Genomic DNA, 15,074 nt, shown 5'->3' with positions numbered 1-15,074 from the left:
TATAGAGAATAAAATACAATGGTAATTTTTATCTCCTCCCATAACCCTACCTTTGTCGCCATTTTCAACGACAAAGGTAGAAAGTTATGAAAGATAGTATTGATTTCGGCAGTATGAACATCTCCACGTTGTTCCGTAAGTTACTAATTCCTACGGTACTTGGGATGGTATTCTCGGCTCTGTTCGTTATTACGGACGGGATATTTGTAGGAAAAGGAATTGGCAGTGACGCGCTGGCGGCAGTAAATATCACTGCACCGCTTTTTATGATCGCAGCGGGTATCGGACTGATGTTCGGAGTGGGAGCTTCGGTGGTGGCTTCCATTCATTTATCTCAGGGAAAACGCAAAGTAGCAAGTATTAATATCACTCAGGCAATTGCTTTTTCCGCATTGCTCATACTTATCCTGTCTGCTCTGTGCCTTTATTTTATAGAGCCATTAGCCAGATTATTAGGTAGTTCGGACCGATTGTTGCCGTTAGCTGTAGAATATATGGCATGGTACATTCCTTTTCTCGTATTCTACGAAGTCTTAAATATAGGTATGTTCTGCATCCGTCTGGACGGTTCACCCACCTATGCCATGATGTGTAATGCGGTTGCAGCCATACTCAATATCATACTGGATTATATATTCATCTTCGAATTTGGTTGGGGAATAATGGGAGCAGCTTTTGCCACCAGTCTGGGGACTGTTGTGGGAGGGTTGATGACACTGATTTACTTACTCCGCTTCTCTCGTACCCTCCATCTATGCCGGATAAAGTTAAGTATCAAAAGTCTGTTACTGACTCTTCGCAACATCGGTTATATGATTAAACTGGGAAGTTCTGCTTTTATCAGTGAAGCCTCCATTGCCTGTATGATGTTTCTGGGGAACTACGTTTTCATCCGCCATCTCGGTGAAGACGGAGTGGCAGCATTCAGTATTGCCTGTTACTTCTTCCCTATCATCTTCATGGTCTATAATGCCATTGCACAATCCGCACAGCCGATTATCAGCTATAACTTCGGAGCCGGACAACCCGAGCGTGTACGAAAGACACTACATCTCGCCATTCGGACCGCTTTAATCTGCGGTATCAGCTTTTTCATTCTTACCGTACTATGCTGCCAAGACATCGTTTCGTTATTCATTGACCGCAGCTACGCTGCATTTGATATAGCAGTAAACGGGCTTCCTTATTTCGGAGTAGGATTCATTTTCTTTGCCGTCAACATGATTGGCATTGGTTATTATCAGAGTGTCGAAAGAGGTCAGCGAGCAACAATTATCACTCTTCTCCGGGGAGTCGTATTTATGTTGATGGGATTCTTTGCGCTCCCTCCGGTATTGGGTATACCGGGTATCTGGCTAGCCGTACCATTGGCAGAGTTATTAACCACTTTCTATATTTTCGGAATTTATTTGAAAGATCGTTTCATTGTCTGCCGACGATAAGTATCTTTGCAATATGAGAACATTCATTGAAAAACTTTGCGATAGATACAAGGTATCAGAAACCTATGTACAGTCTCTACTGAACTGTATGGAAGAGGTACATTTCAAAAAGAGAGATTTAATAGTACGCGAGGGGACAAAGAACTGTAATCTTTATTTTATCAAGACAGGAATATGGCGAGCCTATTATCATAAAGACGGAGTGGATACTACCATCTGGTTTGCTTCAGACGGAGAAGCTGCTTTCTCCGTCTGGGGCTATGTAGATAATGCCTACTCATTAATAAATATTGAGGTCATGTGTGACAGTGTGGCCTATTGTATTTCCCGAACAGCCCTGAATCAGCTATTCGCCTCATCCATCGGACTCGCTAATTTGGGGCTCCGCCTCATGGATCATCAGTTTCTTCAACAGGAGAACTGGCTTATCAGCTCGGGAAGCCCACGGGCTAAAGAACGCTATCTCAACCTTATCAAAGAGACTCCTGAATTATTGCAATATGTACCTTTAAAACATATAGCGTCTTACTTGTGGATAACTCCGCAGTCGCTAAGTAGGATTCGGGCGAAGATAGCATCTTCTCCGCAATAATACTACGCTTTCGCGGTCTTCACCCCAAAAGCACAATAAGTCAAATAACACACACAAGCTAAAGTAACAAAAACGCCTCCAATAACACCTACTGTTCCTATTGCAAACCCAATCACCGGGGTAACTACTCCGCCACCGGCAACAGCAGTAATCATCAATCCTGAAATTTGGTTTGCTTTTTCCGGCCTTGCCTGTAAAGCCATCGAATAAATGATAGAAAATACGGATGACGCAAAGAAACCGACAGCACCGATACAAATCAGATTCACCATATCATTTTTTACAAAGGCCAGAATAAATAAAGAGAAAATACAGGCAACAATATTCACACGGAAATATTTTATTTCAGCAATACGTGCCAACAAGAAAGCACCCAATAAAGCACCTACCGTACGACTTAAAAAATAAACTTGTGGAGCAAACTTCACTTGTTCTGTCGTCCAGTCAAAACGTTCTGCCATCAACTTAGAACTGATGAAATTGGTGGCAACATCCACCCCCACAATAAAAAAGATACCCAAAAACAACAATAGAATCGTTTTATCCTTCAACAAAGAAAAAGTATCACTGATAGAAAGTTGTTGGGTTGCAGCATTGGAATCTTCCCGCTTAACAGGGGTAGCCATCAACCAAACAGCGGATAATAACGTGATAAAGCCTAATATCGGGAAGCAATAATACCATTTGTCATCTCCAAAGTGGGCTACAGCCAACAATACAATCTCCGGCCCAACGAGAGAAGATACAGCTTTGATTACCTGCCCTGCCGTCAAGCTACTGGTCAATAAACGTTGACTGGTTATCACATTACTCAATAACGGATTCAGTGAAACCTGTAAAATGGCATTGCCAATTCCCAAAAGAGCATAAGCTATCATACAAGTCGCACTGTTATAAACGACTAATGGCAGCAGCATACCCACTACCGTTATTCCCATACTAAGTAAAACTGTATTTTTACGTCCCCATTTGTTCATCTGATTTCCAATAGGAATACCCAAAAACAGGAACCAGATAAATACTAATGAAGGAACAAATCCCGTCATCACAGGAGACCAGTTGAAAGTACGTTGAACATAATCGGACGAAATACCGACTATATCACAGAAGCCCATTACAAAGAACCCGAAGAGAACAGGAAGGGCGGCATAAATAGAGTTTTGTGTTTTCATGTTTAACTCACTATATTATAAAATGTAGAATCCCCGGTGCCATTGTCAAGCGACATCGGCACCGAGGTAAATAAGCTGTTTATTCAGAACAATGAGGCGGATTTTCCACTCCCCATTTTTCATTCGGTTGATTACCCATTGTGAGTTTCAATGTTCCACCTTTATAGAGTTCATCCCGGTACATCCAACATTGTTCCAGCGGTTTACCGTTCAACGTAGCAGACTGTACATAATAGGCATCCGGTGTATTACCAGTCGTTTCAATCACAAACGTTTTTCCCGTCGCATTCATCGGGCTAAGTTTGATTTCAATCTTATCAAACAACGGACTGCCAATCTGGAAAGTCGGCCGTTCACAAGAACCGCCCTGTACATCAAACAATCCCATTGCCGCCATCACATACCAAGCTCCCAATTGTCCCTGATCTTCATCCTGACCGTAGCCATAACCATGCTCTCCGTTTGTTCCATAAAACTCATCACAAATCAAGCGCGTCCATTTCTGTGTCAGGTAAGGTTTACCGGAGAAATTGAATAACCAGGAAATATGAAGACTAGGCTGATTTCCATGATTATAAGGGCTCTGTAAACCCGAGAAGGCATTTACAACCTTTCCACCGCCAAAGATCGACTTACGAGCTTCCGTAAAGATAGAATCCAACCGGTTGTTAAATTCATCTTTTCCAACCTTTTCAATCAAACGCGCCGGATTTTGTGGAACAAAGAAAGTATATTGCATCGCATTTCCTTCCTGAAATCCTCTCCATGATTCCAATGGATCAAAGTTATCAATAAACTCACCACTAGGCACTCTCGGACGAATCATCTTCAACGAATCATCGAATAACTTCTCCCAACCGGCAGAAAGTTCCATCAAACGTTTATAATCTTCCGTACGTCCCAAGGCTTTTGCCCATTGAGCCACTGCATAAGCACTAAAACTATATTCCAATGTATGAGATACGGAGAAACTGGAACCTTCCGGATGCGTGCCGAAATAAACACTATTTTCATAAGGCACATAACCTTTTTCAACAAACTGTTTCACATCCATTTTGCCCGCACCTTCAATACGTCCTTCCCAGCCCAGTTCATTCTTCAATGCTGCCTGATAAGCTGTTTCCACATCAAAATTGCGAATCCCACTGTTATAAGCACCCGCCAGAGTGATACTCACCATGTTGGTTCCCACCCCGGAAACATACTTGCTGGTGGCAATACCATCACCCAGCCAACCAGCATCTTTATACACCAGCAACTGACTGTTTACAAAGTCATTATAATACTCCGGATACGCTAATGCCCAAAGAGAAGTCAAGTTCCAGTAGGCTCCCCAAACCGCATCCGTATTATAATGATTATGTTCCGGTTTGCCATCTTTATTTAAAGGTATTTGACCGATGGTACCATCATTTTTAGGATAAGCCCCGTTCACATCACTCGCAAGTCCTCTACCTAATAATGCATGATACAACCCGGTATAAAATTTGATTTTGCTATCTTCCGTACCACCGGAAACCAATATGCGGCTCAAGGACTCATTCCATTTATCCGTGGTCGCCTTCATAGCCTCATCAAAAGTCAGGTCTTTTGCCTCTGATTCCAAATTCACTTTCGCATTTTCGATAGAAGTATACGACAGACCTATTTTTACATTGACTACCTCATCTTTCTTTGTTTTATAATTCAGACACATGATAGCCCCGGGTCCTTTTATTTCATTACGAGCCATCAAAGCACTATCCTGATAGAATACCTCGACAGATTCCGGTGCACGATCCAATTTAGCATAAAAATACATGGCAACGGAAGCGCCTGCCTGATATTTCTTCACGTATTCCGGTTCCGTAATCACATAACCTTCAATAGTATTTCCATCTATCTGTTTGATATATGCATCACGCACAGCTCCACTTTCTCCCTGACGATTACCTATATTAAACAAAATATGGGCATTCTCCGACTCGGGAAATATATACCGCTGAAATCCGACACGAGCCGTAGCGGTAAGTTCTGCCTTTACCTGATAATCCTTTAATAATACAGAGTAATATCCCGGACGCGCCGTTTCATCTTTCTTATCAAAACGGGAACGGAAACCCTTATCGGGGTCTTCCAATTTTCCGGGATTTGTTTTTACTTCTCCCGTTACAGGCATTAATGCAATGCCACCTATCTGAAACTCGTGCAGACAAGGAAAGCCATCAATAGAAGTATGACCGTCTTCATAACCTACGGCCTCCCAACCTTGATTGTTCCCATACGTACCATTTGTAGATGCACCTAACTTAGCCAAACCGAAAGGCTCGGCAGCCGGTGTGTAAAAGAACCAACGACTATGTACAGTTCCGATATTAGGATTTACGTATTCTACAAGATTGGGACGATCAGGTGTCTTGCACCCTACAACACCTGCCAGAATCAACAGGCTACCTATCCATTTTAATTTCATCATTTATTTCATTTTTCTGTTTGTAACTTCTCCTTTAATTATTGCCACACGTGCATAATATTCCGGCACACACGAAGCATCCAATAACCATTTCGGCTTACGTTTTTCATCAGTCCGCCCTGTCCAGTCATGATACATCAGTCCCGCCTGATCACGTGCATGATCCCAAGCATAATCCAGTCCTTTTATCATCGTATCCACATATTTTGAATCCCCCGTAACATTGTACAGATCGTGATAACCTCTAAACAAAACCAAATTAAACCAAGGCAAATCTGCAATATAAGGAATACCGTCTTCCGTATACTTAAAAAACACTTTGTAGCTTCCTTCTGCCAAAAATTTAGCATTATCCAGATATGCCTTCTCACCCGTATAATTATATAAAGCTACAGCTGCTTGTAACAAAGTACCAGTATTGTAAGTATACAAATCCGGGCATACTGCCGAAGTCGTTGTTAACCATGAATTCCAAACGACTCCTCTTTCCGGATCTTTCAGATATTTATCAATCCAATGATAGAACTTCTTTCCCACCTCCAGATAATACTCATCTTTAGTTGCTTCATAAAGTTTTAAAGCCAACACCATCGCTTTCCCGTTAGAACAAGCAGGTTTCTGATCTTTCACTCCTTCCAGCCAGGAAACAGCTCCTTCAAAGTTCTCATCCCAGCCACTTAAAATAAAGGTCAATACCTGTTTCGCTTTCTCCAGATAATGAGGATTTTTAGTTACCAGGTAAGAATCAATATAATCAATACCCACCAAACCATTGTCATCATAATAGCGGTCTACCTTTCCAAACTGAACAGGGTAAGCCTGATAACCAAAAGGAACACGCGTTGTATCATAGTAACGTTCCATCGCCATCACCATCGAATCGACATAAACCGTATATTTCTCCGGTTCGATGGCAGCCATCAACACTGCCGAAGAAAAGACACCACTCATAGGCCACAGATAAGAAACTTCCTGCGCTTGCCGGGTGGAATCATTAAAATAAGTCAGATCAGGACGATGACTGCTTGGGTAATATTCAGAGAAGAGGCCGTATTTGGGAACCCGGTAGAGTTCCCAAACACGCTGAAACATTTCTTCTGCCTTATCTTTATTCGGAGTCGTTTTTGATTCTCCGGCACAAGAAAGAAGCACGAATACCGTCGATACAAATAAAACTATATTTCTAATTTTACTATTCATATCCTATTCCTCTGTCACTGTTTCTCCTTTGTACAAAGCAATCATTCCCAAAGATTCGAGCGCAGCATCCTGCATCAACAACTGTTCAGCACGTTTTGGAGTTGCTCCTGTCCAGTCTTCATAGAACAGTCCGTTTGATAAACGGGCATTTTCGTATGCATAATCCAGGAAGTTGATGAATGTTTTGATATAATTGCCTGCATTTTTATAGTAAGGCTCAATATCAATAAATGCACGGATCAGTTTTGTTGTGAACCAAGGATCATGATCGGGATAAGCCAATGCCAGCCCATTAAGCGGACGTACAAAATAATTATACGCACCTTCGGAAGAAGCAATGGCACTGTCCAGATAAGTCTGCTCACCCGTTATTTTGTATAAACGGACTCCGTTAGAAATCATCACACCTGTATTGTAAGTCCATTTTGTTTTATTAATGGATCCGTCTGCTTGTTTATCATTCCAGTAACATCCATCTTCCGGATCACGCAAGTTAGTCAACGTCCAAGCATATAAACGTTTTGCCAGAGCCAGAACATCCGCTTTTTCCTCTTGAGGACATACAGAATGATATTCAAGCAAGAATAGCGTTGCATATCCATTAGCACATGTCGGTTTATTCGAATCACCAACTCCCTGCTGTCCTTTCTGGTCCTCATTCCACCAAAGACCTCCTCCAAACGTATCATCTTCACCAGCTTGCAGGAACTCAACGATTCTTTTAGCTTTCGTCACATAATCTTGATTATTTAGCAAATTAAAGGCCTCTACCAGTTCAATCCCCACAATAGAATTATCATCATAAAAACGTGTTCCACTACCGGTAGTACCATTGGTTTGAGAGCCATAACCACCCACAGTTCCATTAGGAGTACGATAATAAACTTCAAACCGGTCTACCATATCCGCATAATTCACATCATAACCTAAAGCATGCAAAGCTGCTGCTCCGGAAACCAGTCCGTCATACGGCCACAAGAAAGAAGCGGAATTATCCCCATCTTTCTTAGGATAATTTTCATTATACAGTCCTTCTGTTGCCCCACTATTGATCCGGTAGCACTGATTAATCAAGTCAAACTGCTCTTTGGCACGTTTATGATAAACGACCTCCTCTCCGGGTTCTGACGGAGCAATCGGTGTAGGCGGGATATATTTCTCTACGTCATCTCCGGCACAGGAGAATAATAGTGCCGGAAGAATAGCTAAAATAGTCTTTATCTTTTTCATAACTTAGTTTTATTAATTAATCGGAGTCACATTAGTAAATGTATGTATCATCAATCCATCCGAATTCGTATCGATAGTGATAGTTGCATGCGTATAATCCAGACTACCTTTCATTTTCCAAAGATGATCCCACTGACTCCATTGGAATTCATACAAAGCATAGAAAGAAGCAGGTTCTCCACCTACCGGACGTTCGGCACTCACGCCATCACCTCTACCCCAACACATATCACCACCATTTACTTTTGCTAAAAAGTAGTAACGTTCTTCTATCCAACTTAACCAATCAGGAGCACCGGTTTCCGGTTTGGACGGATCAAGGAATCGGATATCACCCTCTCCCACAAATTTACCATCACCCGCATACTCTAATACAGCTATATCTCCAAATGTTGCTCCCCAAATACAACGAACAGAAGAACCGATTTTTTCCGTGGTCATTGCCATTGTATTAAAGTTCACTGTCAGACGGGTTACTTCTTCGGAAGCAGTTACAGCCGTTTCGCCCTCCCCTTCTCTTAACTTCGAGCTATCATCAATATAATAGCTGAATGTTTCACCTGTAGTAGCAGACTTAAATGATATATTTCCTGCTGATAACTTCGTATAAATCTGGAAAACGCCCTCTTCTACACAACGGAACGGAATTCCACCCTGTCCACTGTTCTCCGTAGCCGAACCATATAAATACAATTCAGCCGGAATATTATCAATTCCCTCTCCACGAGTTACTGTGATGGTAGCCACCTTGTCGGTTCTCTTCACCACTCCACCTTTCGAAGCGTTTACTGTCCATTTTATATCTCCGGTTTCCAAAGGATAAATGCCTGCATTTCTAGCAATCGTATTAATAGCCGCATGAGTGATTGACAAACTGGTTGCAGCTCCCAAATCACTTTTCACCGTAGCCAGCGGCTTTGAAAAATCACCATCTGCCTTATCAAACAGCACCTCGTACAATACAATTCCGCCATCTGCCGCACCACCTCCTGACCACGACAACACAACAGGCGTTGGAGATGACACATTCAACTGGATAGAAGCAGGGGAACTTAATTCTGTAGGGACTGCAAAATCCGTGTTCAATTCATAATCTTCCTGACATGAAACCATTGCCAGAAGTACTGAACATATCCATAATATCTTTTTCATAATCATTCCTTTTTGAGTCGTTTAACCAATTACCAATTCGGATTCTGCTCCAAATTACCATTCAAGTCACGTTCAGCCTGTGGTATAGGCCACAAATAATGTCTATTTGCATTAAAGGTTCTGTTTTCAACCCGAACGTATCCATCATCCGTACCTACCACATCATTTGTCTTTAGTCCGTGACACCATCCATTCAATACATTGTCCGCAATTCTCCAACGAATAATATCTTTATGGCGATGTCCTTCCAATGCCAGTTCCGAACGACGTTCGTTCCGCACAATCTCAATCAGTTTATCTTTAGAAGCTCCCTCCGGGAATTCCAGTGCTGAAGCAAGTGTAAATCCGGCCCTATCACGAATGGGTTTAATAGTTGCATCCCAAGCCGTCTTATCCAGTTCACCTAATTCTGCCAATGCTTCCGCATTCATCAATAAAATATCAGCGTAACGAATCAGAATCGGATTCAAACCAGAATAAAGAGTAGCACGATACGTATTATCCCAATATTTCTTAATATAATAACCGGTAGCCGAACAGTCTGAACCTACCCCATAACCATCTTTACCTTCACCTTTCTCACAGTTGATAACAACTTCTGTTCCGTCGGCCAAAGTATAAGAGTTTCCAGTGTACATCACCGTTGCCTTCAAACGTGGGTCACGATTGGCATACGGATGACTTTCATCAAACGATGTTCCTGTTTCTTTAATTGTTTTTCCATCCAGCATAATATAACTGTCTACCAACTCCTGCAAAGGAGAAAGCTGGGAATATCCACCCAAAGTGGGCGGCAGGAAAACATACATCATCTGATGTTCACGACTAGTCGGACGATACTGTGCATCCAAAATTACTTCAGAGTTGTATTCATTAGCAATCTCAAACAATCCCGCATAACTTCCAAAGAGTTTAAAGCCCCCCTCTGTCATAATGGTAGAAGTGATATTTTTCACTTGCGTCCAATTACCTTCAAACAAATAGATCTTAGCTTTAATCGCCATTGCCGCCCAACGGGTAATCCGACCTTTATTATCCGCATCATAAGAAGTCGGCAAATAGTTACCGTTAATCACTTCATCCAAATCAGCCAGTATATTCGCTATTACAGTGGCTTTGGCTGTACGTGCGATAGACATACTTTCCTTAATAGAAAGCACTTTCGTTGTATAAGGCACATCTCCGAACTTCGTATACAATTCATAATAATTATAAGCACGAAGCACTTTAGCCTCACCGATATAACGTTTCTTCAATTCCGGATCTAAATCAGGAACCCGGTCAATATTTTCGAGCAACTGGTTGCACATACGGATACCCGTATAACGTCCGTCCCAAACCTGTTTCACGTAAGAGTCGGCTGTAGAATATGAACCATTACCAATATTTTGTGTAAAATCATTAGGTTGTTTGGTATATGCATTGTCCGTCATAGCTTCACTATAAAGCTGTTCGTCCATATTTCCCAAATACGTATAGCAATTATTCAACGCCTTGACAGCTGCTTCAGGATCTTCTTCCCAATAAGTCAAGTCCGTTTCTCTGTCATACGGTGCCGTATCCAAGTCAACACAAGAGGCACCGCCCACTACCAAAACAGCAGATAAAATCAAATTCTTTATAGTTGTTTTCATCACGGTACAGTTTAAAATTTAACATTAAGTCCAAATGAATATACTCTTGCCACAGGATAAGCACGACCACTGCCGTCTCCGGTATATTCCGGGTCCCATCCACCTTTCATCTTCGTGAAAGTCAACGGATTCTGCACGCTGGCAAAAATTCTCAAATTCTTGACATAGAGTTTTTTCATCCATTGCTGTGGGAAAGTATATCCGATCTGCGCATTTTTCAGACGCAAATATTTAGCGTCCTGAATCCAGAAATCTGATTTTGCAGCATTATTAGCCGATTCTGCTCCCATTGTCAGACGGGGATAAGTAGCATCCGGATTATTCGGAGTCCAACGATCCTGATGGAAATCCATTACCGGACCTTCATTATTATTATGGAAAGCCTCAACAGATTCACCACGCATCCATTTGTTACGTCTTCCCACTCCTTGCCACATCATCGAGAAATCAAAGCCTTTATATTCCAACCCATAAGTAAAGCCGAAAGTATATCTCGGAAAATCATTACCTACGATAAAGCGGTCATCATCCGGTTTAATCACACCATCGCCATTTTTATCCAGATAGCGGATATCTCCCGGTTTCGGTGTAATACCTTCCAGGTGCGGTCCTTTCTGACATTCTTCCTCATTCTGGAAAAATCCGTCTGAACGATATGCATAATAAGAATACAAAGGATAACCTTCCTTAATAATGGTCTGTACATCCGAACCACCGATAATTTCCGTACCGCGTGTATCTATTACTTCATTAAAGCTATCCGAAATATTTCCGGAGAAGTTATGCACTACTGGGCCAGTCTTCAAGCGATAGCTCACTGACAACTCCCATCCCCTCGTTTCTACTTTACCAGCATTCTGAATAGGCGCACCATTACCAAACAGTCCGGGAACCGGTAAATTCACCAAAATATCTTTTGTGCGGTTATTAAAACAGTCAAAAGTAATATTCAAGTCATTATTCAATAATCCCAATTCAAAACCGATATTAGCCATACGGGTAGTTTCCCACTTCAGATCGGGATTTGCAGAAGCAAATGTAGCAGTCTGTGCCAGTTTATCTCCGAAGCTGATACCGTTAGTTACAGACACCGTTTGCATATATTGATAAGCACCAATCCGGTTATTACCTACCAATCCCCAAGAACCTCTGATTTTCAGAGAAGGAACATACGGTTTCAATACAGACCAGAATTTTTCTTCCGAAATACGCCATCCTGCAGAGAAAGAAGGGAAGACTCCCGAACGGTTTCCTTTAGCAAAATAAGAAGAGTAGTCATTACGGATATTAAATTCCAGTAAATATTTCTCATCATAATTGTAAGTGGCTCTTGCAAAACCGGAATAGATAGCCCAATCACTTCCCGAACCTGTATTACTTACCTTATCACCACTCAAATCACCTACAAAAATGTCGTATTTAGAATCTTCCGTCAAGCGACTGGTAGAGAATTGTTTTTCAGAGAAACCTTCATAAGCATAACCCAGTAATCCACCGATAGAGTGCTTTCCTATCTTCGTATTATAAGTCACCATCAGATTGGTAGTGATATTCTTAGAGCGGTAGAATTGTTCGGTCAACTTGTTTTCCGAATCTCCCGTACCTTCAAAAGCTTTCCGGTTTTCATGCAATTTATTATTCCACACGCGTCCACCGGCACTTCCGATCAGTTTCAATCCTTTATATACTTCCCATTCAGCTCGTATGGTTCCCAACAATTCATCATTCACATTCTGGCGATAACCACCTTCTTCCAAACGTTGCAAACCGTTTGAGTTACTTCCGGCAGGATAATTATAACTGCCATCCTCATTTTTGATCGGATAAATCGGCGGCATACGGTTTGCCTGCTCAATAATCCATTCTGTCCAGTAAGCATGTTCTTTAATGTCATTACGGGCAAACTGTGAAGTCAGATTCAACGTAAAATTCTTCGTCACCTTATGGCTTACATTCAAACGGGCGTTATAACGTTTGTAGCCATAATCCGGTCCCTTAAACATACTGCTCTGATCTAAATACCCCAGAGAAGCCATATAAGACAGCTGGTCATTTCCTCCTGTCATTGAAACACTGTGCGAACTTTGAGGAGAATTGCGATTATATAGTTCTTTCACCCAATTTACGTTCGGGCCACCATTTCGATATTGTGCAATCTGTTCGGGAGTGAATTTTGCTGATCTTCCCGAATTAACCGCCGCTTCATTATATAATTCCGCATATACCCATGAATCCGCAATTTTAGGCAGCGAGGTAGGTTGCTGAACACCATACATAAAATCATAGGAGATTTCTACCTTACCGGCTTTTCCTTTCTTTGTAGTTACAAGCACTACACCATTGGAAGCGCGTGAACCGTAAATCGCAGTAGAAGAAGCATCTTTCAAAATAGAGACTTGTTCAATATCCGCCGGATTCAGGTTAGCCAGCGATCCTTCAATTCCATCAATTATCACCAACGGATCATTATTATTCATCGTATTCAATCCGCGGATATTTATAGAAGGCACGCTACCCGGTGTAGAAGTTCCCTGCTGAATAACCAAACCAGGAGTAGTTCCCTGCATAGCCTCCAGAACGTTGGCAATAGGTTTTCCTTCCAGTTCATCCGTTGAAAGAGAAGAAACAGCTCCTGTCAGATTCACTTTCTTCTGTACGCCGTAGCCCACTACTACCACATCTTTCAACGCAACCACGTCCGACTTCAGCACCACATTAATCAATTTACGACCGTTCACCGGAACTTCCTGTGTTTCATATCCTATTGAGGAAACTACCAATACCGCTTTTGAAGCAACATTCAGTGAAAAATTTCCATCCATATCCGTAGCCGTACCCGTAGATACACCTTTCACCAGCACGGTAGCCCCAATCACGGGTTCCCCGTCTGCCATTACCTTACCTTTCACTGCGATTGTATTAGATTGCGCATACAGTTTGGAACCAACAGCCACATTCATACAAACAATCAACATAACAGCCAATAATTGCCAACTCGAAAATGCCGCTCTGAAAAGCCGGCGGGCAAATTGCGCGTTCAATAGATTAGATTGTTTCATAACATTTTATATTTGAATTAATAGAAGAGTTATCATATATTATAAGATATTAAGTTGGGACAAAGCAAAGGAATAAGCCCCTAAAGCAACGGCTCTGCTTGCTCCTAATGTAGAAACAGCAATGCCTATTTTCTTGTGACAGGCATAATGCACCTCTCTCTCCGAAAATGGTATTTTCACCATCTTGTCTTTTTCCTCCAGAAATTTATCAAATGCCTCTTTTTCGGACAGATTGAACACCTCCATCTGCAAACAAGGGAAAGAAGCTCCTGCAAATGTGCCGATCTGCCGATTCATCTCATTCATAACTCCCGGAAGTATGTATTTAGCCGCTCCGGCCACTCCTCCGCCAATCACCACCAAGCCATCAACAATATTCAATGCACGGATGATAGCATCACCGGCCATCTCTCCCAGTTCGTTAAAACTCCGGACAGCAGCCTGCTGATCTCCCTCTGCGGTCCCTTCGGCAATATCATATATATCTTTGGGAGTCAAAGAAGAAGCATCCTTTCCGGTCAATTCCTGATATACTCGCCTGACAGCCCTGATGCTGACACTTTCTTCCGCGATCATTTCGGGATATTTCTTATTCCGCATAATCCAGACGTCGCCGCCGCAACCGTTGTCTCCGGTCAGTAACCGGCTGTCAATCACCACTCCGGCACCAAACCCTGTACCCAGCGTAATTCCGAGCAGGTTCTTATATACCTTACTGCTGCCTGCTTCTTTCAGGCGTTTATTCACTTCGGGCAAAGTGCCTGCCAAGGCTTCGCCATAAGCAAACAAATTACCGTCATTATTAATAAAAACCGGAATACCAAACTGTTCCCTCAAATAAGGTCCAAGTGCCACTCCTCCCCTGAAGGCCGGGAAGTTAGGCAAGTCACCAATAATTCCATGCTCATAGTCAGCAGGCCCGGGGAAAGCAAAACTGATAGCTACCGGAAGTTTCGGCAATCGTTTTTCAACTTCCAGGAAACCTTCTACAAGAACAGACAAGCAACGCTCCAAGTCGTCGGACGCTGCCGGAAGGCAAATAGGTTCCACTATTTCGCGACAGCCTTGTATGGCTGAAAACACGAAATTAGTGCCTCCCGCATCGAGCGTCATTACGATTCGTTCATCATGTTCATACATA

At 42.2% G+C, this 15,074-nt stretch carries 10 protein-coding genes; 2 read left to right on the top strand and 8 right to left on the bottom strand.

What is annotated here, in order from left to right; all coding sequences use genetic code 11:
• Positions 1-86 precede the first annotated feature (86 nt).
• Both HMPREF9010_RS07535 and HMPREF9010_RS07540 read left to right on the top strand, forming a co-directional pair.
• Positions 87-1,442 (top strand): MATE family efflux transporter, encoded by a 1,356-nt coding sequence (locus tag HMPREF9010_RS07535; protein ID WP_008650216.1) that lies wholly within the window; start codon positions 87-89, stop codon positions 1,440-1,442.
• 13 nt (positions 1,443-1,455) lie between these two features.
• Positions 1,456-2,034, top strand: coding sequence for a Crp/Fnr family transcriptional regulator (locus tag HMPREF9010_RS07540; RefSeq protein ID WP_008650215.1), 579 nt, complete (start codon positions 1,456-1,458; stop codon positions 2,032-2,034).
• A gap of 2 nt (positions 2,035-2,036) precedes the next feature.
• Here HMPREF9010_RS07540 and HMPREF9010_RS07545 read toward each other — a convergent pair whose 3' ends face one another.
• The 8 genes from HMPREF9010_RS07545 to HMPREF9010_RS07580 all read right to left on the bottom strand — a co-directional run bounded on the left by HMPREF9010_RS07545 (position 2,037) and on the right by HMPREF9010_RS07580 (position 15,073).
• Complete coding sequence (locus HMPREF9010_RS07545; RefSeq protein WP_008650214.1) at positions 2,037-3,206, bottom strand: MFS transporter; 1,170 nt, start codon at positions 3,204-3,206, stop codon at positions 2,037-2,039.
• Between the two features lie 79 nt (positions 3,207-3,285).
• The gene (locus HMPREF9010_RS07550) at positions 3,286-5,661 is read right to left on the bottom strand and encodes a GH92 family glycosyl hydrolase (protein WP_008650213.1); all 2,376 of its coding nucleotides are present in this window, start codon (positions 5,659-5,661) and stop codon (positions 3,286-3,288) included.
• Positions 5,662-6,858 (bottom strand): glycoside hydrolase family 76 protein, encoded by a 1,197-nt coding sequence (locus tag HMPREF9010_RS07555; RefSeq protein WP_008650204.1) that lies wholly within the window; start codon positions 6,856-6,858, stop codon positions 5,662-5,664.
• Positions 6,859-6,861: 3 nt separating this feature from the next.
• On the bottom strand, positions 6,862-8,088 hold the full coding sequence (locus HMPREF9010_RS07560) for a glycoside hydrolase family 76 protein (protein WP_008650202.1): 1,227 nt from the start codon (positions 8,086-8,088) through the stop codon (positions 6,862-6,864).
• 12 nt (positions 8,089-8,100) lie between these two features.
• On the bottom strand, positions 8,101-9,240 hold the full coding sequence (locus HMPREF9010_RS07565; protein WP_032852857.1) for a SusE domain-containing protein: 1,140 nt from the start codon (positions 9,238-9,240) through the stop codon (positions 8,101-8,103).
• 29 nt (positions 9,241-9,269) lie between these two features.
• Positions 9,270-10,874: a RagB/SusD family nutrient uptake outer membrane protein gene (locus tag HMPREF9010_RS07570; protein WP_008650198.1), complete on the bottom strand. Its 1,605-nt coding sequence runs from the start codon at positions 10,872-10,874 to the stop codon at positions 9,270-9,272.
• A gap of 11 nt (positions 10,875-10,885) precedes the next feature.
• A complete protein-coding gene (locus HMPREF9010_RS07575) occupies positions 10,886-13,933 on the bottom strand; it encodes a SusC/RagA family TonB-linked outer membrane protein (protein WP_008650196.1) in 3,048 nt (1,015 codons plus the stop codon).
• Positions 13,934-13,972: 39 nt separating this feature from the next.
• Positions 13,973-15,073 (bottom strand): ROK family protein, encoded by a 1,101-nt coding sequence (locus tag HMPREF9010_RS07580; RefSeq protein ID WP_008650195.1) that lies wholly within the window; start codon positions 15,071-15,073, stop codon positions 13,973-13,975.
• Position 15,074: the final 1 nt, after the last annotated feature.

This window comes from Bacteroides sp. 3_1_23, assembly GCF_000162555.1.
Taxonomy (GTDB): Bacteria; Bacteroidota; Bacteroidia; order Bacteroidales; family Bacteroidaceae; genus Bacteroides; species Bacteroides ovatus.
This window is presented reverse-complemented; position numbering and strand designations above follow the sequence as displayed.